Genomic DNA, 24,316 nt, shown 5'->3' on the forward strand with positions numbered 1-24,316 from the left:
GCGAACATGACGGCATTCACGCGCACCCTGCGTCCTGCATTACTGACCCTGGCCCTGTTCGGCGGCGTCGCCCACGCGGCCCTGGTCCCGCCCCAGGGCTACTACGAGGGCATCGAGAAGCTCAAGGTCAGCGACGGCAACTTCCGCTGCGAACCGGCGCCCAAGCCCTACACCGGCGCGCTGCAATTTCGCAGCAAATACGAAGGCTCGGACAAGGCCCGGGCCACCCTGAACCTGGCTTCCGAGCGAGCCTTCCACCAGTCCACCGCCGACATCACCACGTTGGAGAAGGGCGTCAGCAAGATGGTCGGTCAGTACATGCGCGACGGACGCCCGGCGCAGCTCGACTGCGTGCTCGGCTGGCTCGACCGCTGGGCCGAGGCCGATGCGCTGGAGTCCACCGACTTCAACCACACCGGCAAGTCCATGCGCAAATGGGCGCTGGGCAGCATGAGCGGCTCCTGGCTGCGCCTGAAATTCTCCAGCGCCCAGCCCCTGGCTGCGCACCGCGCCGAGGCCCAGCGCATCGAGCGCTGGTTCGCCAAGCTGGCCGAGCAGACGGTGCGCGACTGGAGCGACCTGCCGCTGGAGAAGATCAACAACCACAGCTACTGGGCGGCCTGGTCGGTGATGGCCACTGCCGTGGCCACCGACCGCCGCGACCTGTTCGACTGGGCGGTCAAGCAATACAAGGTCGGCGTCAACCAGATCGACGACCAAGGCTTCCTGCCCAACGAGATCAAGCGCCGCCAGCGCGCCCTGGCCTACCACAACTATGCCCTGCCGCCGCTGGCGATGATCGCCAGCTTCGCCAAGGCCAACGACGTCGACCTGCGCAGCGAGAACAACTTCGCCCTGCAGCGCCTGGGCGAAGGCGTGCTGGCCGGCGCTCGCGACCCGGTGCATTTCGCCGAGCGCGCCGGGGTCAAGCAGGACCTCAAGGACCTCAAGGTCGACAGCAAGTACGCCTGGCTCGAACCCTGGTGCGCGCTGTACCAGTGCGTCGGCGACACCCAGCAGCGCAAGCACGGCATGCAGCCGTTCAACAGTTTCCGCATGGGCGGCGACATGACCCGGGTGTACGACCCGAACGCAGAACGCAAGAAATGAAATGACCCCTGTGGGAGCGGGCTCGCTCCCACAGGGACCAAGGTGATCCGCCGCGTTTTCGTGGGGGGTTTGGGGGGCGCTGTGCCCTGGCTGCTGTGAATAAAAAGGAGAACCGGGATGGTCTTTTCGTCCAACGTGTTCCTGTTCCTGTTCCTGCCGGTTTTCCTCGGCTTGTACTACTTGAGCGGCAACCGTTATCGCAACCTGCTGCTGCTGGTCGCCAGCTACATCTTCTACGCCTGGTGGCGGGTGGACTTCCTCGCGCTGTTCGCCGGCGTGACCCTGTGGAACTACTGGATCGGCCTGAAAGTCGGCGCCGCCGGCGTGCGCAGCAAACCTGCCCAGCGCTGGTTGCTGCTGGGCGTGGGCGTGGACCTGGCGATTCTCGGCTACTTCAAGTACGCCAACTTCGGCGTCGACAGCCTCAACGCGATCATCGCCTCGTTCGGCCTGGAACCGTTCATCCTCACCCATGTACTGCTGCCGATCGGCATCTCGTTCTACATCTTCGAGTCGATCAGCTACATCATCGACGTGTACCGCGGCGACACCCCGGCCACGCGCAACCTGATCGACTTCGCTGCGTTCGTGGCGATCTTCCCGCACCTGATCGCCGGTCCCGTGCTGCGCTTCAAGGACCTGGTGGAGCAGTTCAACCACCGCACCCACACCCTGGACAAGTTCTCCGAAGGCTGCACCCGCTTCATGCAGGGCTTCATCAAGAAAGTGTTCATCGCCGACACCCTGGCGGTGGTCGCCGACCACTGCTTCGCCCTGCAGAACCCGACCACGGGCGATGCCTGGCTCGGCGCGCTGGCCTACACCGCGCAGTTGTACTTCGACTTCTCCGGCTACAGCGACATGGCCATCGGCCTGGGCCTGATGATGGGCTTTCGCTTCATGGAGAACTTCAAGCAGCCGTACATCAGCCAGTCGATCACCGAGTTCTGGCGGCGCTGGCACATCAGCCTGTCGACCTGGCTGCGCGACTACCTGTACATCACCCTGGGCGGCAACCGCAAAGGCACCCTGGCCACCTACCGCAACCTGTTCCTGACCATGCTACTGGGCGGTCTGTGGCACGGCGCCAACTTCACCTACATCATCTGGGGCGCCTGGCATGGCCTGTGGCTGGCCATCGAACGGGCGCTGGGCATCGACACCAACCCGCAGCGCTTCAATCCGATCAAGTGGGCCTTCACCTTCCTGCTGGTGGTGGTCGGCTGGGTGATCTTCCGCGCCGAGAACCTGGAAGTGGCCGGTCGCATGTACGGCGCCATGTTCAGCTTCGGCCAGTGGCAACTGTCGGAACTCAACCGCGCCCAGCTCACCGGCTTGCAAGTGGCCACCCTGGTGGTCGCCTACCTGAGCCTGGCGTTCTTCGGCCTGCGCGACTTCTATCGCAACGCCACCCCGCCGATTGCGGCGCGCGTGCCGGCGCAGGTCCACGGCGACGGCACCCTGAGCCTGGACTGGACCCGGGTGATGACCCGCGCCCTGGTGCTGCTGCTGTTCGTTGCCTCGATCCTCAAGCTTTCGGCGCAGAGCTACTCGCCGTTCCTGTACTTCCAGTTCTGAGGGGATGACATGAACCGGACACTTCGCATCACTTATTCGTTGTCGTTCCTGGGCCTGCTGGTCGGGCTGGGCGCCTGGTCGCTGGGCGGCCTGGACAGCTTTACCCGCACGCAACAGATGACCCTGCTCGACGGCAAGTTGGCCAAGGCCGCCGAGACCCACTACGACGAACAGTTCCCGATCAAGCGCGTGGGCACCAACCTGTGGGCGGCGCTGGACTTCACGCTGTTCAACGAAGGCCGTCCCGGCGTGGTGCTGGGCCGTGACCAGTGGCTGTTCAGCGACGAGGAGTTCAAGCCCGACGCCAGCGCCGGCCAGCAGATGCAGGACAACCTGGCGCTGATCCGTGGCGTGCGCGATACCCTGCAGCAGCGCAACATCGAGCTGGTGCTGGCGATCGTGCCGGCCAAAGCGCGGGTGTACGCCGAGTACTTGGGCAAGGAACAGCCGGCCAGCCTGCACGGTGAGCTGTTCAACCAGTTCCACGCCCAGGCGCGCCAGGCCAACGTGTTCGCCCCCGACCTGCTGGCGCCGCTGCAGCAGGCCAAGGCGCGCGGCCAGGTGTTCCTGCGCACCGACACGCACTGGACGCCGATGGGCGCCGAAGTGGTCGCGCAGAGCCTCGGCGAAGCGGTCAAGCGCCAGCAACTGCTCAAGGCCGAGCCCCAGGCCTACATCACCGAGGCGGGCAAGAGCGCGCCGTACAAGGGCGACCTGACCAACTTCCTGCCGCTCGACCCGCTGTTCAGCGACCTGCTGCCACACCCCGACACCCTGCAGCAGCGCACCACGCGCCCCGCCCAAACCCAGGGCGAAGGCGACGACGCGCTGTTCGCCGACGCGTCCATTCCGGTCGCCCTGGTGGGCACCAGCTACAGCGCCAACCCGCACTGGAACTTCCTCGGCGCGCTGCAGCAGGCGCTGCACAGCGACGTGGCCAACTACGCCGAAGACGGCCATGGCCCCATCCAGCCGATGCTCAAGTTCCTGCAGAGCGACGCCTTCAAGAACACCCCGCCGCAGGTGGTGGTCTGGGAATTCCCGGAACGCTACCTGCCCATGGGCACCGACCTCAGCAGCTTCGATCCGCAGTGGATCGCGCAGTTGAAGAACACCCGTCAATCCGAAGCACACCTGGCCCTGTCGTCCACCCGGACGACCCACTGAAAGAGAGGAACACGCACATGACTCGCAAGCCATCCATCGCCAAAGCCCTCACCCTCGCGGCCGGCCTGTCCCTGGCATCGCTGCAGGCCTTCGCCGGCGCCGACGCCGCCCTGTACGGCCCCAGCGCACCGAAAGGCTCGACCTTCGTGCGCCTGTACAACGCCGGCTCCGCACCGACGGCAGCCTCGGTGGGCAACACCCAGATCAAGCAGGTCGGCGCCCAGGCCAGCAGCGACTTCAGTTTCCTGCCCGGCGGCGACTACACCGCCCAAGTGGGCGGCCAGAGCGTGCCGGTCAAGCTGGCCGCGGACAAGTACTACACCCTGGTCAACAACGCCAGCGGCACCCCGCAACTGGTCGAAGAACCGCCGTTCAAGAACAAGCAGAAGGCGCTGGTGCGGGTGCAGAACCTCAGCGACCAGGCCCTGACCCTGAAGACCGCCGACGGCAAGACCGAGGTGGTCAAGTCGGTGGCGGCCAAGGGGCGCGGCGAGCGCGAGATCAATCCGGTCAAGGTCAACCTGGCCTTGTTCGAAGGCAACAAGAAAGTCGGCGACGTCAAACCCGTCGCTCTGGAGCGCGGCGAAGCGGCCGTGCTGTACGTCACCGGTTCCGGCACCCGCCTGTCGCCGGTGTGGGTCACTCGCCCCGTGGCTAGCAACTGATCCCTGCCTCTCAACGACTATTGGAGAAACACGATGATCCCGGTAATTCTTTCTGGTGGTAGCGGTTCGCGTCTGTGGCCTTTGTCGCGCAAGCAGTTCCCCAAGCAGTTCCTGGCCCTGACCGGCGAGCACACGCTGTTCCAGCAAACCATCGAGCGCCTGGTGTTCGAGGGCATGGACACCCCCATCGTGGTCTGCAACAAGGACCACAAGTTCATCGTCCAGGAACAGTTGGGCGCGCTGAAGCTCGACACCCAGGCGATCCTGATGGAGCCGTTCGGCCGCAACACTGCGCCGGCGGTGGCGATGACCGCGATGAAGCTGGTCAATGAAGGGCGCGACGAGCTGATGCTGGTGCTGCCGGCCGACCATGTGATCGAGGACCAGAAGGCCCTGCAACGCGCCCTGGCCCTGGCCACCGTGGCCGCCGAGCGGGGCGAGATGGTGCTGTTCGGTGTGCCGGCGACCAAGCCTGAGACCGGCTACGGCTACATCCGCTCCAGCCAGGATGCGCTGCTGCCCGAGGGCGTGGCGCGGGTCGCGCAGTTCGTCGAGAAGCCCGATGAGAAACGCGCCAACGAGTTCGTCCGCGCCGGCGGTTACTTCTGGAACAGCGGCATGTTCCTGTTCCGCGCCAGCCGCTTCCTCGAAGAACTGAAAAAGCACGACCCGGACATCTACGACACCTGCCTGCTGACCCTGGAGCGCAGCGAAGAAGACGCCGATGCGCTGAGCATCGACGAGGCCACCTTCGCCTGCTGCCCGGACAACTCCATCGACTACGCGGTGATGGAAAAGACCCAGCGCGCCTGCGTGGTGCCACTGTCGGCCGGCTGGAGCGACGTGGGCTGCTGGTCGTCGCTGTGGGACGTGCACGAGAAGGACGATAACGGCAACGTGACCAAGGGCGATGTGGTGGTGCAGGACAGCCACAACTGCATGATCCATGGCAACGGCAAGCTGGTGTCGGTGATCGGCCTGGAGAACATCGTGGTGGTCGAGACCAAGGACGCAATGATGATTGCCCATAAGGACAAGGTCCAGGGCGTCAAACAGATGGTCAACACCTTGGACGAGCAGGGCCGCAGCGAGACCCAGAATCACCTGGAGGTCTACCGTCCGTGGGGCTCCTACGACTCGGTGGACATGGGCGGGCGTTTCCAGGTCAAGCACATCACGGTCAAGCCCGGCGCCAGCCTGTCGCTGCAGATGCACCACCACCGCGCCGAACACTGGATCGTGGTGAGCGGCACCGCCGAGGTGACGTGCGACGAGAACGTGTTCCTGCTGACCGAGAACCAGTCGACCTACATCCCCATCGCGTCGGTGCACCGCCTGCGCAATCCGGGCAAGATCCCGCTGGAGATCATCGAGGTGCAGTCCGGCAGCTACCTGGGCGAGGATGACATCGAGCGCTTCGAGGACGTCTACGGCCGCACCTCCACCCCGGTCGAACGCGGCGTCTCGGTCAAGACGATCGCGCAGTAGGCCTGGGCCTACGGCCAGCTTTGAGCGGCAAATAAAAGCTGCAAGCGGCAAGCGGCAAGCTGCAAGTAGAAGCGGGCCGGTGGGGCGTTCGAAATCGAGCGCTCACCACCGTCCCGCTTTTTCTTGTCGCTTGCCGCTTGCCGCTTGCCGCTACAAGCTTGTAGCTTGTAGCTTTCCGAAGGCCTGGGCACGTCATGATCATCGGTGCGTTTCTCATCCTTACCTGGTTGGTGCTGCTGCTGCGTTATCCGGGCAAGGCCTTGCCGATTTCGCTGGCGGCGCTGTGCGGACTGGGGCTGGTCGCCCTGGTCGTGGTCTGGCAGGACAGTCGTGAAGCCTCGCAACTGGCGCGACTGGACATTCGCCTGAGCTATGCGCCTGGGCAATGTCCTGCCGATCGGGCGCTGCACGTCAGCATGAGAAACGCCAACCAAGCCCCGCTCAGCGAACTGCGCTGGCGCGTGGGCGCTTATGCGCCGGGCGATACCGTCAACCTCGCTGAAAACACCTACGCTGCGCCGCGCTATCGCGGGCCGGGTGAACTGCAGGCCGGCGCCGAGTGGAACGACTGCCTGCCGCTGCCGCCGCTGCGCGCCGGGTATCGGCCGCAAACCCTGGAGTTTCGCGCCGAGCATCTGCAAGGCACCTTCGCCAATTGATCCGACCTGCCCCAACTAAAGGCTTTGACCATGACTACCGTGCTCATCACCGGTTGCTCCAGCGGCATCGGCCGCGCCCTGGCCGACGCCTTTCGCGATGCCGGTCACGAGGTCTGGGCTACGGCCCGTAAAGACGCCGACGTTCAGCGTCTGCACGAAGCCGGCTTCAGCGCCCGCCAGCTCGACGTCAACGACGCCCAGGCCCTCGACCGCCTGGCCGAGGAACTGCCGCGCCTCGACATCCTCATCAACAATGCCGGTTACGGCGCCATGGGACCGCTGCTCGACGGCGGTGTCGAGGCGCTGCGCCAGCAATTCGAAACCAACCTGTTCGCCTTGGTCGGCGTGACCCGCGCGCTGTTCCCGCTGCTGCGTCGCTCCCGTGGCCTGGTGGTGAACATCGGCAGCGTGTCCGGCGTGCTGGTCACCCCGTTCGCCGGGGCCTATTGCGCATCCAAGGCCGCGGTGCACGCCTTGAGCGATGCCCTGCGCCTGGAGCTGGCGCCGTTCGGCATTCGCGTCATGGAGGTGCAGCCGGGGGCCATCGCTTCGCAGTTCGCCAACCATGCCCAGCACTCGGTCGAACAGCTGCTGGCGGTAGACTCGCCATGGTGGCCGTTGCGCGAACAGGTGCAGGCACGGGCGCGGGCTTCGCAGGACCGCCCGACCCCGGCCAGCGTGTTCGCCCAAGGGCTGCTGGCCGCGACCCAGCGCTCGCCGGTGCCGGCGCTGGTGCGCCTGGGCAATGGCAGCAGCGCACTGCCGCTGATTGCCCGGTGGCTGCCGCGACGGCTGCTGGACTGGGTGCTGCGCAAGCGCTTCGGTTTGCTGCGACCGCTTTAAGCAGCGCGGCGGCGCTCGACCTCAGCCCAGATCGAACGCCTGCCAACCGCCACCGAGCGCCTTGTACAGCCCCACCAACGCCTGCGACACCGCCGCCGAACTGTCGATCCACTGCTCTTCGCTGGCCAGCAGCGCCGACTGCACCGACAGCACGTTGAGAAAGTCCACCGCCCCTTCCACATACTGACGCTGCGCCGTTTCCAGCGCGATGCGGTTCTGCTTCACCGCTTCGGCCAGATGGTCGCGCCGCAACTGGCTGGCGTTGTACAGGCGCAGCACATCGTCGATCTCGTGCCAGGCGCCGAGCACCACCTTGCGGTAGTTCAGCGCCGCCTCCTGTTGCTGGGCCTCACGCAACTGCAACTGTCCTGTGAGCCGTCCACCTTCGAAGATCGGCAACGACACCTGCGGCCCGAAGGCGAAGCGCCGCGCATCCCAGGCGCCGAAGTCGGCGAGCTGCAGCGACTGGAACCCGGCGCTGCCGGACAAGCGAATGCTCGGGTAGAAGTCGGCCTTGGCCACCCCGATGCTGGCGGTGGCAGCGTGCAGACGGGCCTCGGCCTGGCGGATGTCCGGGCGCCGCTCGGCCAGTTGCGACGGGATGCCGATGGCGAAGCGCTGCTGCGGCGCCGGCAGCTCGCCGGGCGCCAGCAGGGTGCTCTGCAAGCTGCGCGGCGGTTCGGCGGCCAGCAGGCTGAGGGCATTGATCAGGTCGTCGCGACGCGCCTGCAAGGTCGGCAGCCGCGCCTCGATCATCGCCACCTGGGCGTTGGCCTGGGCCACGTCGAGCCGGGTGGCGACGCCTTCGGCCTGGCGCTGTTCGGAGAGTGTCAGGCTGTGCCGGGCCAGGTCGAGGTTGTCCTCGGTGATCTGCAAGGTGTGCTGCACGGCGCGCAACTGAATGTAGTCGCCAGCGGTTTCGGCCAGCAGCGCCAGCAGCACGGCATTGCGGTCGTTCTCGGCCACCGCGACATTGGCATCGGCCGCCTCCACCTGACGCCGCACGCGCCCCCACAGGTCCAGCTCCCAGCCGGCCACCAGATCCCCCTGCCAGAGGTTGTAGGCCGACTTGCCGGCGTTGCCGGACGGATCGTTCAGGCCCTCGGCACTGTTGCGCGAGCGGCTGTAGCCGGCCTGGGCCGCCACCGACGGCGCCTGGTCGGCGGCCACGCTGCTGCGCAGCGCCCGGCTCTGCAGCAGGCGCGCGCTGGCCATCTGCAAATCCAGGTTGCGGGCCGCCACCTGCTCGATCAGGGCACTCAGGCGCGGGTCGTGGAAGCTCTCCCACCAACGCTGTTGCAGCGGCTCGGCCAGGGGTTGGCTGACGGCCTGCTCGCCTTGCACGGCGCCCCACTGCTGCGGCGCCTGACTGTCGGGGCGCTGGAAGTCCGGGCCCAGGGTGCAGCCGCTGAGCAGCGCGGCGAGTAACAGGGTGACGGCTGGCTGGCGGCTCATCGTGCGCTCACCTGTTTACCGGCGAGGCCGTCATCCTGCGTATCGATGGTCGCCTCCACCGACATGCCCACCCGCAGGCGCTCGCGCAAGGGCTGGTCGTCATCGAAGACGATGCGCACCGGGATGCGCTGCACCACCTTGGTGAAGTTGCCGGTGGCGTTGTCGGGCTTGACGGCGGCAAAGGTCACACCGGTGGCCGGAGCGATGCTCTCGACCCGCCCGTGCAAGGTTTCGCCCGAAAAGGTGTCGACGCTGATGCGCACCGCTTGGCCCGGCTGGACGTGGGTGAGCTGGGTTTCCTGGAAGTTGCCCACCACGTAGGCCTGCTGCAGCGGCACCACCGACAGCAAGCGCGCGCCTGGATTGACGTAGGCGCCCACGCGCAACGCGCGTTCGCCGACCATGCCGTCCACTGGCGCGACGATGCGCGTATAGGACAGGTCCAGCTCGGCCTTCTCCACCCCGGCCTCGGCGCGTTTGAGCTGGCCGTCGGCACTGCCGACCTGGGCCTGGAGAATGTCCACCTGCTTGCGCGTGGCCAGCAGCGCCGCCTGGGCGTTGGCCAGCCGTGCCCGCGCCTGGTCGACCCGGCTGCGCGCCTGCTGGGCGTTCTGCACCGTGCCGGCGCCCTGCTCGGCCAGGCGGCTGTAACGGGTCACTTCATGGTCGGCGAAGCCGACTTCGGCCTGCGCCGCCTTCACCGCCGCCTCGGCCTGGGCGATCAGCGCCGCCTGGCGATCCAGTGTTGCGCGGGCATCCAGGCTCTGCGCCTTGGCCACCAGCAACTGGGCCTGGGCGGCATCCAGCGCGGCCTGGTAATCGCGGGCGTCGAGGGTGGCCAGCAACTGACCGGCCTTGACCTGCTGGTTGTCCTCCACCAGCACCTGCTTGACGAAGCCCGCCACCTTCGGCGCGACCACGGTGTAGTCGGCGGTGACGTAGGCGTCGTTGGTGCGCTGCTGGTGGTCGCTGCCCAGCAGCCAGGGGCCGACCACGGCGGCCAGCAGGGCCACGGCGAGCACCGCCGCGATGATGAGTGTCTTGCGCGTATGGGTCATTTTCGCTTGTCTCGAACGGGGTCAGGCCACGGCACGGGGTGGGTAGACCCGGGTAGGCACGAAGGGAATCAGGCAGATCAGGGCAACGGCGACAGCCACCATCACCAGGTAAAGGTCGGCACTGGTCAGCACCAGGGCCTGCTGATGCAGGCGCCCGGCCAGGTTGGCCGCCGTGTCGTCCACCAACGGCGCGTTACCCAGGCTGTCGACCAGGTGGTTGGAATGGAAATGCCGGCGCAGGGTGCCCAGCGCATCGAGCAGGCCGGCGGCGACCGCCGCCGACAGCCCTTTGACCGTGTTGAACCAGGCCGAGGCGAACGGGCCATCCTGCGGACTCATGCCGGTGGTGGAGAGCATCAGCAGCGGCAGCACCGCCATCGGCTGACCGAACACCTGCAACAGGTAATACGGGTAGAAGTCGCCGCGAATCCACTGGCTGGTCAGCAGGCTGCTGCCCAGGCACGAAGCCGCGAGCATCGCCAGCCCGGCCGCCAGCACCCAGCGGCAGTCCACCGCGCGGATATTGCACAGCGCGGCGGTGAGCGGCAGGGCCAGCAGTTGCGGCAGCGCCACCAACAGCATCAGCGGGCTGGTCTGCGCCGGGCGATAGGCCTGGATCTGCGCCAGGTAGGCCGAAGGAATGCTGGCCACCCCCGAGAGCACGATCAGCACCCCGGCCAGGGTCATCAGGGCAAAACTGAGGTTTCGCCGCGACAGCAGGCGCAACTGGAAGAACGGCAGCGGTTCGGACCATTCGTTGTACAGGAACAGCACCAGCAGCAGGCTGCCTCCGCCGAGCAGCCAACAGATGAGCGGCGAGTCGAACCAGCCCCAGCGGTCGCCCAGCGACAGGCCCAACACCAGGCTGCTGATGGCCGGCAAGCCCAGCAGCACGCCGCGCCAGTCGAACTGGGCGAAGCGTTCCAGGCGCAGCGGATCCTGCGGCAACCCCCAGGCCACGCAGCCCATGGCCAGCAGCGACGGCAGGATGATCTGCCAGAACGCCCACTGCCAGCCGACGTACTCGGTCCACAGCCCGGCCAGCGGCGTGCCCAGGTTCGGCCCGAAGGTGGCGGTGAGGGCATAGCAGGCCAGCCCATAGACCTTGATCCCCGGCGGCAGGAAACGCAGCGCCACGCTCATCAGCATCGGCGGCAATGCGCCGGAGGCGAAGCCTTGCAACACGCGCAGCAGCATCAGGCTGTGCAGGTTGGGGGCGAACGGCTGCACCAGGCCGAGCCCGGCAAAGGCGGCAATGGCGATGAGGGTGAAGCGGCGCAAGGAAAAGGTGGTGGCCAGCCAGGGCGAGAAGGCCATGGCCGACACCGACGCCGCGGCATACACCGCCAGCAGCCAGGCCCCTTCATCGGCGCCGATGCCCATGGCCCCGCGTATATCGGCCAGGGCAATCTTGGTCACCCCTTCATTGAGCCCGGCACACAGCACCGCCAGCAGCACGCCGAACAGCCCCACCACCACCCGCAGGCCAAACGGCGACTGCGCAGGCGCTGCCGCCACCGGGGCGGCGATAGCAGGTGCGGTCAGGGCACTCATGATTAAGACATCTCCAGCAACAATTCTTGACTGGAGGGATTTTAGAGGCGGCCAATGCTTACGAAAACTGACTTGTCGGAAGGTTAGAATTGCGCCGGGCGCAACTCTAACCAGCGGCAAGCTTCGAGCGGCAAGCTGCAAGTAAAAGCGGATCGCGGCGCTTTTGATTTTTCTTGCAGCTTGCAGCTTGCCCCTTGCAGCTCGCCTTTTCCGCTTGCAGCTCGCCTTTTCCGCTTGCAGCTTAAAGCTAAGCGCCGCTAGGCGGCGCAGTCCTTGACGGTGCGGCGTAGCCAGCGGTGGGCGGGGTCGTTGTCGAAGCGGGGGTGCCAGGCTTGCATCACTCGCACTTTTTCCAGGGGGACCGGGATCTCGAAGGCGCGCAGCGGCAGGCCGAATTCCAGGACATTGCCGAGGATGTTGGCCGGCATCGGCAGGATCAGGTCCGACACTGGCAGCGAGAACATCGCTGAGTGGAAGCTGGGGGTGATCAGCGCGATTCGCCGTTGCAGCTTGTGGTTGGCCAGCTCCACGTCGATCGGGCCATTGGCGCGGCCACGGCGCGAGACGCTGATCTGTGGATACAGGGTGAAGCGCTCGGGGGTGATGGGCTGCGCGAAGATCGGATGCTGCTCGCGGGCCAGACCGACGAAATGGGTGTCGAACAGATGCTGCACCTTGATCTCCGGGCCCAGGTCGATGCTCGAACTCACCACCAGGTCGATCTGGCCCTGGCGCAGCACCAGGTCGTCGTCGCCGTGCGCCTCCGGCACGAAGCGCAGCACCGTGCGCGGCGCCTGTTCCTGCATGACATGCAGCAGGCGTGCGCCGTACAAGGCGACGAACAGGTCGTTGGTGCGGATATTGAACGTGCGCTCCAGGCCTAACAGGTCTACGTCCTCGCCGCTGTTGAACACCAGCCCGGCCTGCTCCACCAGCGCCCGCACCTGATCGCGCAGGGCCATCGCCCGAGGGGTAGGCACCAGGCCGCGCCCGGCGCGCACCAGGATCGGGTCGCCGAGCGCCTCGCGAATGCGCCCCAGGGTCCGGCTCATGGCGGCAGGGCTCAGGTTCATACGCTGCGCCGCGCCCACCACGCTGCCCTCGTCGAGCAAGGCGTCGAGGGCGACCAGCAGGTTCATGTCCGGAAGTTGCATGGGCGATTACCGTGATCCGTGTGTGAAGCGCGATGGTAGCAGGTCGCACGATTGCGTCTGGTGCAATGACGACATGCGCGGCAGGCGCTTTATCGTGGCAGGCAAAGGCGCAAGAATGCGAGCGGCCGTTTGCGGGTCAATCGCTGCGGCGAACCCTACCCCGCCAGGAGTTTCCATGCCTCAGCCGATCCTCATCGCCATCGACGCCTCCCCCGCCAGCACCGCGCTGATCGACCTCACGCGTCGCTACTGCCGCCCCGACCAACACCGCCTGCACGTGCTCCTGGCCATCGACCCGACCTTCGCCGTGCACGCGCGCCCGGCGACCTACTCCGAAGAGGAGCGCGAGGAATATCCTGCGGCCTGCGACGAGCAGCAACTGGCCGAGCGCGCCCTGCAGCAGGCCGTGGCCACCTTGCGCGAGGCGGGCTTCGACTGCGAGAGCGCCATGGTCGCTGGGCAGCCACAGGACGCTATCGTCGCCAAGGCCCAGGCACTGGACTGCGCCCTGATCGTCATGGGCCACCGGCACCTGTCGCGGCTGGGGCGACTGCTGGACCCGTCGATCAGTGCCAAGGTGATCGACCGGGTGAAGGTGCCAGTGCTGGTCTGCCCCGCGTCCTGACACCTGCCCACAGCCTGTCGCGAAGGCCTGGCGCGCAGCGCGCCGTCATCAGTCATCGCGGGGTTTCAGGATGATTTCGGTCGCCAGGTGTTGCGGCCGCTTCGCGGCGGACTCAGTCTTCAATGCTCGGCGTCACCACCACCGTACAGGTGGTGCCCGCCGCCAGCAGATAGCCCTCGGGCACCTCGTCGATGTGAATGCGCACGGGCACCCGCTGGGCCAGGCGCACCCAGTTGAAGGTCGGGTTGACGTCCGCGACCAGCTCGCGGCTCTGCGGGTTGTCGCGGTCGTAGATACCTCGGGCGATGCTCTCCACATGCCCCTGCAGCACCTCGCCGCTCATCATCTGCAACTCGGCCCGATCGCCCGGCTTCACATGGGGCAGCTTGGTCTCCTCGAAGAACCCGTAGACCCAGAACGACTGCTCGTCCACCACCGCCATCACCGCCTCGCCGCTGCGGGCGTAGTCGCCCTGATGGACGTTGAGGTTGGTCACGTAGCCGTCCACGCTGGCGAGGATCTCGGTGCGCTTGAGGTTCAGCTCAGCTGCCGCCAACTGCGCCTGGGCCTGCTGGTAATCGGCCAGCGCGGCGTTGGCGAGGTTGCTGGCGTCGTCGCGGTTCTCCTTGGAGATCACCAGGTTGTCCAGATCGGCGCGGCGGCGGGCGTTGTCCTTGCGCATCTCCCAAGTGGCCTTGCGCGAGGCCACCAGCGCGCGCGCCTGATCCAGCGCCACCCGGTAATGCTCGGGGTCGATGCGAATCAGCACATCGCCCTTCTTCACCCGCTGGTTATCGTGCACCGGCACCTCGACCACATAGCCAGGTACGTCGGCAGCGACGTTGATGATGTCGGCGCGTACGCGGCCATCGCGGGTCCAGGGGGTGGTCATGTAGTGCAGCCACAACTGGCGACCGATCACCACCGCAGCGGTGAGCACCAGCAAGGTGGCCAGCAGGCTGAAGAACTTTTTCATTGGGGCATTCTCACCAGTAGACCGACAGCGCCATCACGCCGAACAGGCAGACGAACAGGGACAGGCGCAGCAGCGCCGGGTGCCAGAAAAAACGGTAACCGTCATGGCTGGCGATGAAGCGGTCCAGGCCCCAGGCCAGGCCCGCAGCGAGCAAGAACATCAAGGTCATGGTGGGCAGGTACACGCCATGGAAGGCGATCTCACGGGGCATGGTGCAATCCTTTGGCCGGGGCCAGGGGTGACTGGGGGTCGAGCAGGGAGCTGCGGATGAAGTGCAGGTAACTCTGGGCGCGGCGCAGCACCGAGGTGTCGAAGTGCCGGGCGAACGGTTCGTCGGTGGCCTGCACGCGGCTGATGGCGTGATCCACGGCCACCAGCGCACGCTCGTGGTTGGCGGCACTGGGTTGCAGGAACAGCCGCGCCAAGGCCCGGCCCATCACCCGGATCGCCTGGCGCCACGCCTGCGACTCGGCGTAGGCCGGGTGCACCGGGGCGTTGGCCTGCTCCTTGCGCAACTCGATGATGGCGTGGCCGACCTCCGACACCACGAACATCCAGTCCATCAGTTCGGCCTGCACCTGCGGCTTGCCAGCGGCCAGACCGTAGGCCTGGTGCAGCAGGTCGCGGGTGCGGCTCTCGAACGCCGACCCCAGGCCGCGCAGGCGCCCGCCGATGGCGAACAGCACCTGCTCGCGCAGCGCCTGCTGCAAGCGGCTCCACAGCCAGCGGCTGTTCGGCGGCAGGATGATGGCCCCGGCCGCAGCGCACACCAGCATGCCGATGACCATGCCCAGGTAGTCGTTGATGAAGCTGTACGGGTCGTAGACCGTGAGGTTGTTCGGCACCGAGCCGATCGAGAAGAACACCAGCAGGCCCACCCCGTAGCCGGCATAGGCCGGGCGCGAGGCGAGAAACGCACCGAGCGCGAACACCGGCGCCAGCACCAGGCACAGCAGGGTGAAGCCGTCGATCCAGGGGAATACGAAGAAGGTTTCGAAGAAGCCGATGAAGGCTCCGAGCAAGGTGCCGCAGGCCATCTGGAACGCCATCCGCCGCGGGTTGGGCGAGGCCGCCGAGAGCCCAGCGGTGACCGTGGCGACCAAGGTCATCATGGCGCCGCTGGGCCAGTCGCTGAGCAGCCAATAGCTGCCCAGCAGCAACAGCACGGCAGCGCCGCGCACCCCGGCGGCCAGCGACACCAGCCAACTGGTCTGGGCCACGTAGGGCTCGTCCCAGCGTTCGCGCTCGTGGTTGTGCGCCGCCAGCGACGCGTGGGTCTGGGCGTAGCTGTAGAGCTCGTCGATCAGGCGATAGAGCAGCTCGTAGGTGGTGTGGAAATCCAGCAGGTCGGCTTCGCTGGGTGACGTCTCCAGGTAGGCAGCGCGCAGGCTGCGCACCTGGGTTTGCAGGCCGTCCTTGTAGGCGGCCAGTTCCAGGGTCAGGCGCAGGGCGTCAGGGTCGGTCAGGTAGCGGTTCACGTAGGGTTCGAGCAACGCCACCAGGGTCTGCACGCCTGGTTCGATGGCCACGACGATCTGCGCAGGCCCGCGCGCCCGCAGCCGCTCCAGCAGCCGGTGCAGCGCGTTGAAACGGGTGGTGATGGCCATGAACTCGCTGTTCATGCGCATCAGCCGGCCGGAGCGGCGGCGCATGTGCGGGTCTTCGAAGGCGGTGACGTTGCGCAGGCTTTCCAACCCCACGGCTTCGGCGATGAAGCGCACGTTGCGGGTCTCGAGCTGGGCGCGCTCGCTGTGGCCGCGCAAGGCTTCGACCATCACCCCGGCGTACACGCCGAAGCGCTGGTAGAGCGCGTGGCGCATGGCCGCGCTGGCCGATTGCGGCAGGATCGCGGCACTGACCAGGGTGGAGACGAGGATGCCCAGGGAAATCTCCAGCAGGCGCCACACCGCCGCCATGAACGCCTGGTCCGGGTGCTGCAGCACCGGCAAGCCGATCATCGCGGCGGTGTAGCCGGCCAGCACGAACCCATAGGCGCGAAAGGTGCGATAGCGCATGGCCCCGGCCGAGCACAGGCCCACCCACAGCGCCAGGCTGGGCAGGAACAGCTCGGTGTTCTGCGGGAACAGCGCGATCAGCGTGACCATCATCGCCGAGCCGGCCAGGGTGCCAAGCAGGCGGTAGAAGCTCTTGGCGAACACATGACCGCTCTGCGGCTGCATGACGATGAACACCGTGATCATCGCCGTGCGCGGCTGCGGCAATTCCAGACGCATGGCCAGCCAGAGGGTCAGGAAGGCGGCGGCCAGCACTTTGAAGATGTAGATCCAGGTGACGCCGTCGGTGCGCGCCCAGGCGAAGAAACCGCGGCGCCACTCAAGGCGCGCCAGCCAGTCCCTCATCGCGGCGGCTCCGACGGCACATCAGCGCCGGCGCCCAGCCCGCCACCCAGCGCGGTGACCAGGTCGGCATGCACGCTCAGGCGCGCGGCCTGCACCTGCTGCTGCACCTGCTGCTGGCGAAACAGCAGGGTCTGGGCATTGAGCACGTCGAGGTAGTCGGTGAGCCCGCGCTGGAACGCCAGGGTGGCCATGTCGTAGGTCTTCTGCGCGGCGGCGACCGACTCGGTGGCAAAACGCGCCTGCTGCTGCAACGACTCGCGGCGGATCAGTCGATCGGACACCGCTTTCAAGGCGTCGATCACCGTGGCGTTGTAGTGCGCCACTGCCAGGTCGTACTCGGCCGAGGCCGCGCCCAACTGCGCGCGCAGGCGGCCGCCGTCGAAGATCGGCAGGCTGATGGCAGGGCCCACGTTATAGCTGAACTTGCGGCCGCTGAGAAACGCCAGCGGGCCACCGCCAGTGGCCATGAAGCCCAGACCGCCGACCAGGTCGACATTGGGGAAGAACGCGGCGTGGGCCACATCGATACCCCGGGCCTGGGCTTGCACCTGCCAGCGGCTGGCGACCACATCCGGGCGCTGGCCGATCAGCTCGGCGGGCAACGCCGACGGCAGGGCCAGCGGCGCGGCCAGCGACAGGCTCGGCCGCGCCAGGCGGGCGCCCTCCCCCGGCCCTTTGCCGGCCAGCGCCGCCAGTTGGTTGCGACTCAGTGCGATGGCCTCGTCGAGGCCGTCGAGTTGGCGATGGGTTTCCGGCAGCGGCGCCTCGGCCTGGCTCACGTCCAGGTGGGTACCGATACCGGCGGCCAGGCGACGCTGGGCCAGGTCGAGAATCTGCTGCTGCTGGGCCAGCTCGGCGGCGACGATGTCGCGCCGGGCGAACTGCAGGCTCAGGTCGATGTAGGCACGCACCACATTGTTCTGCAGCTCCAGGGCCGCCTGCCGGGCTTCGGCGACGCGCACGTGGGCCTGGTCCACGGCCTGCTCGCTGGCGTTGCGCTCGGCGCCCCACAGGTCCAGGGCGTAGCGCAGGCCGAGGTGGGCATCGTTGTCCCAGGTGTTGGCGCCGGACAGCGCGCCGGGGCCATAGAACTGATCGTCCGGCCAGTTGTGGCGCTTGAGGGTGAGCGCGCCATCGCCCTGAAGCTGCTCGCGCGATTCGACTACGCCCGCCATGGACCGGGCCTGACGCACACGGGCGGCGGCCATGGCCAGGGTCGGACTGCCGGCCAGGGCCAGTTCGATCCAGCGGTCCAGTTGCGGATCGCGGTAGGCTCGCCACCACTGCTGGGCTGGCCAGGCGGCGTCCTGTGCGGCCGCGTCGATGGCGTGGTCGATGCTCAGTTCATTGGGTTGCAGGGTGTGGCTTTGCGGGGCGATGCCCAAGGTGGCGATGCAGCCGCTCAAGGTCAGACTGAGGGCACAGGCACTGAGCGTTCGAAACGCTCCGAGGTGGCGACGCGGCACTGCGGCGATTTCCCGAGGATGAGGTGGTGGGCCGGGCAATTCTAGGGGCGGGTTTCATTGGCGATAAGCACGTATTCCTGCGAATCTTTGTTACCGAAACAGCGATAATCCGGCTTTGGTCGCACGTGCTTTTTTGTCGCGGCATGTCACAATTTCGCCCTCTAAATCGAGAGTGACCCATGGACACCCTGCAAAACATGCGTGCTTTCAGTTGCGTCGCCCAGCTCGGCAGCTTCACCGCCGCTGCCGGGCAATTGGACACCACCACCGCGAACGTGTCGCGGGCGGTCTCCAACCTGGAAGCCCATCTGCAAACCCGCCTGCTCAACCGCACCACCCGCCGCATCGCCTTGACCGAGGCCGGCAAGCGCTACCTGATGCGCTGCGAACAGATCCTCACCTTCGTCGAAGAAGCCGAGGCCGAGGCCAGCGACGCCCATGCCCGTCCGGCCGGGCAATTGAAAGTGCATTCGATGACCGGCGTCGGTCAGCACTTCGTGGTCGATGCCATCGCCCGCTACCGCGAAACCCACCCGGACGTCACCTTCGACCTGACCATGGCCAACCGCGTGCCGGACCTGCTCGACGAGGGCTATGACGTCTCCATCGTGCTGGCCACCGAGCTGCCCGACTCGGGTTTCGTCTCCCAGCGCCTGGGCATCACCTACAGCATCGTCTGCGCCTCGCCGGACTACGTGGCCCGCCACGGCAGCGCGCAAAAGCCCGCCGAACTGCTCAAGCACCAATGCCTGCGCATGGTCAGCCCGGTCATTGCCCTGGAGAAGTGGCTGTTCAACGGCCCCGAAGGACAAGAGGTGGTGAACGTCACCAGCTCGCCGTTCCAGGTCAATTCCGCCGACGCCATGAAGACTGCGATCCGCAGCGGCATGGGCGTAGGCGTGCTGCCCATCTATTCAGCCATCGACGGCCTGCGCGACGGCAGCCTGGTGCGGGTGATGCCCGAGTACCGCCTGCAGGAGCTGAACCTCTACGCCATCTACCCCTCGCGCCAGTACCTGGACGCGAAGATCAAGACCTGGGTGGAGTACCTGCGCAATTCGCTGCCGGAGATCCTCGCCGCGCATGAGGCCGACCTCAAGACCCACCTTTAGAAAGCGGCTGGCGCTTTTCTCGCCGCCGTAAACGCGTAGCGTGTAGCGCTTCCCAAGGAGTAGCCCATGAAAAAGACCGTCCTGGCTTTCAGCCGTATCACGCCGGCCATGGCCGAGCGCCTGCAGCAGGATTTCAACGTGATCCTGCCCAACCCCAAGCTCGGCGACATCAGCGCCCAGTTCAACGAGGCGCTGCCCGAGGCCCACGGGCTGATCGGCGTCGGCCGCAAGCTGGGCCGCGCGCAGCTCGAAGGCGCGGGCAAGCTCGAGGTGGTGTCCAGCGTCTCGGTGGGCTACGACAACTACGACCTGGACTACTTCAACGAACGCGGCATCGCCCTGACCAATACCCCCGACGTGCTCACCGAAAGCACCGCCGACCTGGGCTTTTCACTGATCATGGGCTGCGCCCGGCGCACCGCCGAGCTCGATGCCTGGACCAAGGCCGGGCACTGGCAGGCCAGCGTCGGACCGGCGCAGTTCGGCAGCGACGTGCACGGCAAGACCCTGGGCATCGTCGGCCTGGGCAACATCGGCGCGGCCATCGCCCGACGTGGACGGCTCGGCTTCGGCATGTCGGTGCTGTACGCCGGCAACAGCCGCAAGCCGGCGCTGGAGCAGGAACTGGGCGCGCAATACCGCAGCCTGGAGCAGTTGTTGGGCGAAGCCGATTTCGTCTGCATCGTGGTGCCGCTGTCCGACGCTACGCGCAAGCTGATCGGCGCCCGCGAACTGAAACTGATGAAGCCCAGCGCGTTCCTGATCAACATCGCCCGAGGCCCGGTGGTGGACGAGGCAGCGCTGATCGAAGCGCTGCAAGCCGGTACGATTCGCGGCGCCGGACTGGACGTGTACGAGAAAGAGCCGCTGGCCGACTCGCCGCTGTTCACGCTGCCCAACGCCCTGACCCTGCCTCACGTAGGATCGGCCACCGCCGAAACCCGCGAGGCCATGGCCAACCGCGCCCTCGACAACCTGCGGGCGGCGCTGCTCGGCGAGCGGCCGCGCGATCTGGTCAATCCGCAGGTGTGGAAGGGCTGAGGCGATCGGCGCCGGCTACACGGACGGCGTCGTCACCGGGGCGCGCGGCTGCCGCCGCCGCCCCTGCACCTTGCGCACCACGTAGCGCGGACGGTGCTTGGTCTCCTGGTAGATGCGCCCCACGTACTCGCCCAGGATGCCGATACCGATCAGTTGCACCCCGCCGAGGAACAGGATCGCCGACAGCAGCGACGGATAGCCTGGCAGGTCCACGCCCCACAGCACCTTCTGCACGATCAGGTACACGGCGAAGAACAGCGCGAACAGCGACACCGCAGCGCCGATGTAAGTCCACAAGCGCAGCGGCACCGTGCTGAACGAGGTGATGCCGTCCAGCGCCAGGTTCCACAGCCGCCACAGGCCGAACTTACTCTCCCCCGCCACCCGTGGCGGGCGGTCGTACTCGATGATCTCGGTGCGAAAGCCCACCCACGACAGCACGCCCTTCATGAACAACTGCTGCTCCGGCAACTGGCGGATCGCCGCGACCACCTTGCGGTCGAGCAGGCGGAAGTCGCCGACGTTCTCCTCGATATGGGTAGACGCGATGCGGTTGTGCAGCCGGTAGTACAGGCGCGCGGTCCAGCGTTTGAGTGGGGTGTCGGCGTTGCGGCTGCGGCGCTTGGCCAGGACCACGTCGGCGCCCTGGCGCCAGCGCTCGACCATCTGCGCGATCAGCTCGATGGGGTCTTGCAGGTCCACGTCGATCGGCACCATGGCATCGCCATCGGCGTACTCCAGCCCGGCGAACAGCGCCGACTCCTTGCCGAAGTTGCGCGAGAAGTTGATCACCGTCACCCACTCGTCGCGCAGCGCCAGTTCCGCGCACAGGGCTTCGGTGTCGTCGCTGCTGCCGTCATTGACGAACAGGATCTCCACCGTCATGCCTTGCAGCGACGGCTCGGCGCGCACGGTGCGGTAGAAGTGCTCGAGGGTGTCCTGCTCGTTGTACACCGGCACGATCAAGGTGATGTTCATGGCGTCCTTCCTCTGAAGACCACACGGCGTGAAAAGCTGTAGCCCAACACCAGGCTCAGCGCGGAAAAGCTCGACAGCGTCAACCACGGCGACAATTGCGCCCAGTCGGAAATCGCGCCCAGGGCCAGGCTCAAGGCGCCCATGCCGGACATGAAGAGCAGGTAGCGGCGCTTGCTGGGGCGTGCGGCGAAGGTGTAGCGGGCGTTGACGTAGTACGACAGGCTTGCGGCGGTCAGGAAGGCCAGCAGGTTGCTGGTGGCCTGGCGCAGGCCCAGCAGCAGGTATAGGCCTAAGAACACTGCCCAGTGGGTCAAGGTGTTGCCTACCCCGACCAGGGCATAGCGACGCATCTGCCGCCACAGGCCATGCACGGGTAGGGTCATGGCAGTGTCCAGGGGCGGCGCTGCGGCTTGGTCACCACGTAGCCCTGCTGGTCGATCAGGTAGATGCGATAGAAGCGGTTGTCGACCACCGGCGTGCCGCCCCGAGCCGCCAGCGCGTCGGCCTGCCAGGCCGGTGGCGGGCTCTGGTTGGCGCTGCTGTTGAGGTAGAACTGGCCCATGCCGACCTGCGTCATCATCTCCGGCAGCAGGACGAAATCGGAACTGCGAATGAACGCGAGCAGCGGCGCCCGCGCCAGCGCACCAGAGGCGGCCGGCAGCCAACCGTCGGACTGGTTCGACTCGAGCAGATAGAAGGCCCGCGCCTTGTCCAGCTCGGGGTGGCTGAGGATGTCCTGGCCGATGTACTGGGCGATGGCCGCCGTCTGCGCTTTCTGCGCCTCCAGCACGCGGCCATAGGCATAGGCCAGCGACAGCATCGATAACAGCGGCAGGCCGAGGATAAGGGCGCGGTGGGGCGAGGCCTCGCCCAGACCGCGCCGAGCGAGGTAAAGCAGCAGTACCAGCACGCAGGCAAAGCCCATCAAGGTGCGTGCACCATGAATGAAGTAGGCGAAGATCAGCATGATCCCCGAGGTCATGCTCAACAGTACCAGCAGCACCAGCAACAGGCCGATGCCCCGCACCAGCAACCCGCCCACTCCGTACACGCCGCGTAGCGCCGGAACCGAGCGCAATACGCCGATCAGCGCCAGCAGCCCAAGCCCGATAGCCAGGATCAGGTTGCCGGGCGTGAACAGCAGCGCGACATGCTCGAACACCACGCCCAGCCGCCGCAGCACTTCGCCGGGCCATGCCGAATCGAACGCCAGCAACGCCAGGCGCTGCCCGGACATCCACGGCAACGCCAGCAGCAAGTACAGCACCCCGCCCGACAGCGCCTGAAGCAACCGCCGCCCCGCTGCCCCGAGCACCCTCGTCAGTTCATCGCCACGCAGCAGCCCGCGTACCGCCTCGATGCAGCACAGGCCGACGAACAGGTTCAGCGTCACCTGATAAAAACCCAGGCCGCAGGCGATGAGCGCCGCGCCAGCCAGCAGGCGGCGCGGCCCGACGGTAATGGCCAGGATCATCGCCGACATCCCCAGCGCCATGGCCGGGCCGTCGTACTGGTACGACAGGTTCTGCAAAAAGAACGGGCTGTACCACAGCGGCAGCACCACCAGCAGATCGCTGGGTCGCGGCTCGACGAAATAGTGCACGGCCAGTCGTGCCAGCGCGTAGGCCGCCACGGGCAAGGCCAAGAGCAATGGCAGAGGAAACAGGTTGATGGCACCACCGGCAAAGCTCAGCCCGGCGTGCAGCCACTGGGTCAGCAGACGGCCCTCGCCGCTCCAATGACCGATGGCGGTCTGCGCCCGCCAGACATCGTCGAGGTACATCGCGTCGGCGAGGATCAGCGGCAACACATGCAACGCCAGCGCGCACAGGCAGATCAACTGCGCCTGGCGCAGGGTGAGCGGGCGATTCCATGACGAGACTGACTGCATGACCTACCTGGCGGGATCTGGGGGAGTGGGCCAAGTGTAGACACTCCCGCGCTGGCGTCTGCTGCAACCCCGCCAGGCACGCCCGTCACTTCATCGCCAATGCCGCGCCTGGCGCCTTGATCGGTCGTGGCTTGCGAAACACCAGCACATTGCCGGCCATCACCGCCACCAGGCCCAGCAGCGCCGGTGGCGTCCACTGGTAACCTTCGGCGAAGGCCGAGACGTTCAGCGCCACCAGCGGGAACAGCACGGTGCAGTATGCCGCACGCTCCGGCCCCAGGCGCCCGACCAGGGTGAGGTAGGCGGTGAAGGCAATCACCGAGCCGGGAATCACCAGGTACAGCAGCGAGCCGATATAGCGCGCGTTCCATTCCACGCTGAACGGCACGCCGCTGACCAGGCAGTACAGGCCCAGCAGAGTCGCACCGTAGACCATGCCCCAGGCGTTGGTGGTCATCGGCCGCAGGCCCGCCTTCTGCTGCAGGCTGGAGAGCAGGTTGCCCGCCGAGAAACACAAGGTGCCGAACAACGCCAATGCCAGGCCGACCAGGGTTTCGGTACTGGCGGTATGGTCCGACAGTTCAGGCCAGAACAGCAGCCCCAGGCCGAGCAGCCCCAGCGCACCGCCGCCGAGCACATTGGCGGCGATGCGCTGGCCGAAGAACAGCCGCGCGTTCAGGGCGTTCCACAAGGTCGCCGTGGAGAACACCACGGCGATCAGCCCACTGGCGATCCATTGGCTGGCGGTGAGAAAACACATGAAGTTGACGCAGAACAGGCACAGGCCCTGGGCCAGACAGATCAGGTGCCCCCGCCGCCCCATCGGTTGCAGGCGGCGGGTCAGCAGCAGGACGGCGAACAGGATCAACCCGGCCAGCGCGAAGCGGTAGACGATCGAGACCGGGATGGCCACAACGCCCAATTGCAGCTTCAGGGCGATCCAGGTGGTGCCCCAGATCAGGACGGTGAGCAGGTACAGGGACAGGTTCATGGCGTGGATCCTTGCGCGAGAAGTGACGGCTGGGCGTGCGCGGCCCGACCTCGACCGCCGCAGTCTTCACCGGCTGGCGCCACCGCGCTTGCACAAACTTGCGCTTTTGCGCTGCGCCCTCTGCGCAACGCGCCCGCCGCGCAGT

At 66.8% G+C, this 24,316-nt stretch carries 22 protein-coding genes; 10 read left to right on the forward strand and 12 right to left on the reverse strand.

The features are described 5' to 3' along the window. Window positions 1-6 precede the first annotated feature (6 nt). From Q7C30_RS12670 to Q7C30_RS12700, 7 genes are all read left to right on the forward strand, one after another. Window positions 7-1,110, forward strand: a complete 1,104-nt coding sequence (locus Q7C30_RS12670; RefSeq protein WP_317871680.1) for a mannuronate-specific alginate lyase — start codon at window positions 7-9, stop codon at window positions 1,108-1,110. 117 nt (window positions 1,111-1,227) lie between these two features. Next, window positions 1,228-2,688, forward strand: coding sequence for an MBOAT family protein (locus Q7C30_RS12675; protein WP_116889038.1), 1,461 nt, complete (start codon window positions 1,228-1,230; stop codon window positions 2,686-2,688). Between the two features lie 9 nt (window positions 2,689-2,697). Then, window positions 2,698-3,855: an alginate O-acetyltransferase gene (locus Q7C30_RS12680; RefSeq protein WP_039579944.1), complete on the forward strand. Its 1,158-nt coding sequence runs from the start codon at window positions 2,698-2,700 to the stop codon at window positions 3,853-3,855. Window positions 3,856-3,872: 17 nt separating this feature from the next. Continuing rightward, the gene (locus tag Q7C30_RS12685; RefSeq protein ID WP_039579947.1) at window positions 3,873-4,520 is read left to right on the forward strand and encodes an alginate O-acetyltransferase AlgF; all 648 of its coding nucleotides are present in this window, start codon (window positions 3,873-3,875) and stop codon (window positions 4,518-4,520) included. A gap of 33 nt (window positions 4,521-4,553) precedes the next feature. Further along, entirely contained in the window at window positions 4,554-6,008 is a 1,455-nt protein-coding gene (locus Q7C30_RS12690; RefSeq protein WP_295487420.1) for a mannose-1-phosphate guanylyltransferase/mannose-6-phosphate isomerase, read from the forward strand. Between the two features lie 194 nt (window positions 6,009-6,202). Then, window positions 6,203-6,667, forward strand: a complete 465-nt coding sequence (locus Q7C30_RS12695; protein WP_029615254.1) for a hypothetical protein — start codon at window positions 6,203-6,205, stop codon at window positions 6,665-6,667. A 30-nt stretch (window positions 6,668-6,697) separates the two neighbouring features. Next, window positions 6,698-7,510 carry an SDR family oxidoreductase gene (locus Q7C30_RS12700; RefSeq protein WP_317871681.1) on the forward strand — a complete coding sequence of 271 codons (813 nt, stop codon included), beginning with the start codon at window positions 6,698-6,700 and terminating at the stop codon, window positions 7,508-7,510. A 21-nt stretch (window positions 7,511-7,531) separates the two neighbouring features. Here Q7C30_RS12700 and Q7C30_RS12705 read toward each other — a convergent pair whose 3' ends face one another. The 4 genes from Q7C30_RS12705 to Q7C30_RS12720 all read right to left on the reverse strand — a co-directional run bounded on the left by Q7C30_RS12705 (window position 7,532) and on the right by Q7C30_RS12720 (window position 12,731). Further along, window positions 7,532-8,965: an efflux transporter outer membrane subunit gene (locus tag Q7C30_RS12705; protein ID WP_317871682.1), complete on the reverse strand. Its 1,434-nt coding sequence runs from the start codon at window positions 8,963-8,965 to the stop codon at window positions 7,532-7,534. Further along, on the reverse strand, window positions 8,962-10,023 hold the full coding sequence (locus tag Q7C30_RS12710; RefSeq protein ID WP_295487411.1) for an HlyD family secretion protein: 1,062 nt from the start codon (window positions 10,021-10,023) through the stop codon (window positions 8,962-8,964). The genes Q7C30_RS12705 and Q7C30_RS12710 overlap by 4 nt, the downstream gene beginning before the upstream one ends. Before the next feature lie 21 nt (window positions 10,024-10,044). Next, a complete protein-coding gene (locus Q7C30_RS12715; RefSeq protein WP_317871683.1) occupies window positions 10,045-11,577 on the reverse strand; it encodes an MFS transporter in 1,533 nt (510 codons plus the stop codon). 257 nt (window positions 11,578-11,834) lie between these two features. Beyond that, complete coding sequence (locus Q7C30_RS12720; RefSeq protein WP_029613960.1) at window positions 11,835-12,731, reverse strand: LysR family transcriptional regulator; 897 nt, start codon at window positions 12,729-12,731, stop codon at window positions 11,835-11,837. 175 nt (window positions 12,732-12,906) lie between these two features. On the opposite strand from Q7C30_RS12720, the gene Q7C30_RS12725 reads away from it, so the two are divergent. Then, window positions 12,907-13,356, forward strand: a complete 450-nt coding sequence (locus Q7C30_RS12725) for a universal stress protein (protein ID WP_317871684.1) — start codon at window positions 12,907-12,909, stop codon at window positions 13,354-13,356. 112 nt (window positions 13,357-13,468) lie between these two features. Here Q7C30_RS12725 and Q7C30_RS12730 read toward each other — a convergent pair whose 3' ends face one another. Genes Q7C30_RS12730 through Q7C30_RS12745 form a run of 4 tightly spaced genes read right to left on the reverse strand, consistent with a single transcriptional unit; the run spans window position 13,469 to window position 18,158 of the window. Beyond that, complete coding sequence (locus tag Q7C30_RS12730; protein WP_317871685.1) at window positions 13,469-14,332, reverse strand: HlyD family secretion protein; 864 nt, start codon at window positions 14,330-14,332, stop codon at window positions 13,469-13,471. Window positions 14,333-14,342: 10 nt separating this feature from the next. Beyond that, a complete protein-coding gene (locus tag Q7C30_RS12735) occupies window positions 14,343-14,543 on the reverse strand; it encodes a DUF1656 domain-containing protein (RefSeq protein ID WP_029614886.1) in 201 nt (66 codons plus the stop codon). Then, window positions 14,533-16,692: an FUSC family protein gene (locus Q7C30_RS12740; protein WP_039579969.1), complete on the reverse strand. Its 2,160-nt coding sequence runs from the start codon at window positions 16,690-16,692 to the stop codon at window positions 14,533-14,535. The genes Q7C30_RS12735 and Q7C30_RS12740 overlap by 11 nt, the downstream gene beginning before the upstream one ends. Further along, entirely contained in the window at window positions 16,689-18,158 is a 1,470-nt protein-coding gene (locus tag Q7C30_RS12745; RefSeq protein ID WP_317871686.1) for an efflux transporter outer membrane subunit, read from the reverse strand. Before Q7C30_RS12745 ends, Q7C30_RS12740 begins: the two co-directional genes overlap by 4 nt. Window positions 18,159-18,337: 179 nt before the next feature. Between Q7C30_RS12745 and Q7C30_RS12750 the strand changes: the two genes are divergently transcribed. Continuing rightward, window positions 18,338-19,270, forward strand: coding sequence for a LysR family transcriptional regulator (locus Q7C30_RS12750; RefSeq protein WP_039579983.1), 933 nt, complete (start codon window positions 18,338-18,340; stop codon window positions 19,268-19,270). A gap of 66 nt (window positions 19,271-19,336) precedes the next feature. Next, window positions 19,337-20,311 carry a D-glycerate dehydrogenase gene (locus Q7C30_RS12755; protein ID WP_039579986.1) on the forward strand — a complete coding sequence of 325 codons (975 nt, stop codon included), beginning with the start codon at window positions 19,337-19,339 and terminating at the stop codon, window positions 20,309-20,311. Window positions 20,312-20,326: 15 nt separating this feature from the next. Here the strand turns inward: Q7C30_RS12755 and Q7C30_RS12760 are convergent, their stop codons facing one another. The 4 genes from Q7C30_RS12760 to Q7C30_RS12775 form a co-directional block, all read right to left on the reverse strand. After that, entirely contained in the window at window positions 20,327-21,289 is a 963-nt protein-coding gene (locus tag Q7C30_RS12760; RefSeq protein ID WP_039579988.1) for a glycosyltransferase family 2 protein, read from the reverse strand. Continuing rightward, on the reverse strand, window positions 21,286-21,672 hold the full coding sequence (locus Q7C30_RS12765; RefSeq protein WP_317871687.1) for a GtrA family protein: 387 nt from the start codon (window positions 21,670-21,672) through the stop codon (window positions 21,286-21,288). The genes Q7C30_RS12760 and Q7C30_RS12765 overlap by 4 nt, the downstream gene beginning before the upstream one ends. Further along, complete coding sequence (locus Q7C30_RS12770) at window positions 21,669-23,180, reverse strand: glucosyltransferase domain-containing protein (RefSeq protein ID WP_317871688.1); 1,512 nt, start codon at window positions 23,178-23,180, stop codon at window positions 21,669-21,671. Before Q7C30_RS12770 ends, Q7C30_RS12765 begins: the two co-directional genes overlap by 4 nt. Before the next feature lie 85 nt (window positions 23,181-23,265). Further along, on the reverse strand, window positions 23,266-24,171 hold the full coding sequence (locus Q7C30_RS12775; RefSeq protein ID WP_317871689.1) for a DMT family transporter: 906 nt from the start codon (window positions 24,169-24,171) through the stop codon (window positions 23,266-23,268). Window positions 24,172-24,316 lie beyond the last annotated feature (145 nt).

It is taken from the genome of Pseudomonas sp. RAC1 (genome assembly GCF_030658255.1).
GTDB classification, from domain to species: Bacteria; Pseudomonadota; Gammaproteobacteria; order Pseudomonadales; family Pseudomonadaceae; genus Aquipseudomonas; species Aquipseudomonas boreofloridensis.

Coding starts and splice junctions, on each gene's coding strand:
- Q7C30_RS12775 (WP_317871689.1), bottom strand. CDS start 24,171: ATGAACCTGTCCCTGTACCTGCTCACCGTCCTGATCTGGGGCACCACC.
- Q7C30_RS12755 (WP_039579986.1), top strand. CDS start 19,337: ATGAAAAAGACCGTCCTGGCTTTCAGCCGTATCACGCCGGCCATGGCC.
- Q7C30_RS12670 (WP_317871680.1), top strand. CDS start 7: ATGACGGCATTCACGCGCACCCTGCGTCCTGCATTACTGACCCTGGCC.
- Q7C30_RS12760 (WP_039579988.1), bottom strand. CDS start 21,289: ATGAACATCACCTTGATCGTGCCGGTGTACAACGAGCAGGACACCCTC.
- Q7C30_RS12725 (WP_317871684.1), top strand. CDS start 12,907: ATGCCTCAGCCGATCCTCATCGCCATCGACGCCTCCCCCGCCAGCACC.
- Q7C30_RS12685 (WP_039579947.1), top strand. CDS start 3,873: ATGACTCGCAAGCCATCCATCGCCAAAGCCCTCACCCTCGCGGCCGGC.
- Q7C30_RS12705 (WP_317871682.1), bottom strand. CDS start 8,965: ATGAGCCGCCAGCCAGCCGTCACCCTGTTACTCGCCGCGCTGCTCAGC.
- Q7C30_RS12720 (WP_029613960.1), bottom strand. CDS start 12,731: ATGCAACTTCCGGACATGAACCTGCTGGTCGCCCTCGACGCCTTGCTC.
- Q7C30_RS12680 (WP_039579944.1), top strand. CDS start 2,698: ATGAACCGGACACTTCGCATCACTTATTCGTTGTCGTTCCTGGGCCTG.
- Q7C30_RS12695 (WP_029615254.1), top strand. CDS start 6,203: ATGATCATCGGTGCGTTTCTCATCCTTACCTGGTTGGTGCTGCTGCTG.
- Q7C30_RS12765 (WP_317871687.1), bottom strand. CDS start 21,672: ATGACCCTACCCGTGCATGGCCTGTGGCGGCAGATGCGTCGCTATGCC.
- Q7C30_RS12770 (WP_317871688.1), bottom strand. CDS start 23,180: ATGCAGTCAGTCTCGTCATGGAATCGCCCGCTCACCCTGCGCCAGGCG.
- Q7C30_RS12700 (WP_317871681.1), top strand. CDS start 6,698: ATGACTACCGTGCTCATCACCGGTTGCTCCAGCGGCATCGGCCGCGCC.
- Q7C30_RS12710 (WP_295487411.1), bottom strand. CDS start 10,023: ATGACCCATACGCGCAAGACACTCATCATCGCGGCGGTGCTCGCCGTG.
- Q7C30_RS12740 (WP_039579969.1), bottom strand. CDS start 16,692: ATGAGGGACTGGCTGGCGCGCCTTGAGTGGCGCCGCGGTTTCTTCGCC.
- Q7C30_RS12730 (WP_317871685.1), bottom strand. CDS start 14,332: ATGAAAAAGTTCTTCAGCCTGCTGGCCACCTTGCTGGTGCTCACCGCT.
- Q7C30_RS12735 (WP_029614886.1), bottom strand. CDS start 14,543: ATGCCCCGTGAGATCGCCTTCCATGGCGTGTACCTGCCCACCATGACC.
- Q7C30_RS12675 (WP_116889038.1), top strand. CDS start 1,228: ATGGTCTTTTCGTCCAACGTGTTCCTGTTCCTGTTCCTGCCGGTTTTC.
- Q7C30_RS12690 (WP_295487420.1), top strand. CDS start 4,554: ATGATCCCGGTAATTCTTTCTGGTGGTAGCGGTTCGCGTCTGTGGCCT.
- Q7C30_RS12750 (WP_039579983.1), top strand. CDS start 18,338: ATGGACACCCTGCAAAACATGCGTGCTTTCAGTTGCGTCGCCCAGCTC.
- Q7C30_RS12715 (WP_317871683.1), bottom strand. CDS start 11,577: ATGAGTGCCCTGACCGCACCTGCTATCGCCGCCCCGGTGGCGGCAGCG.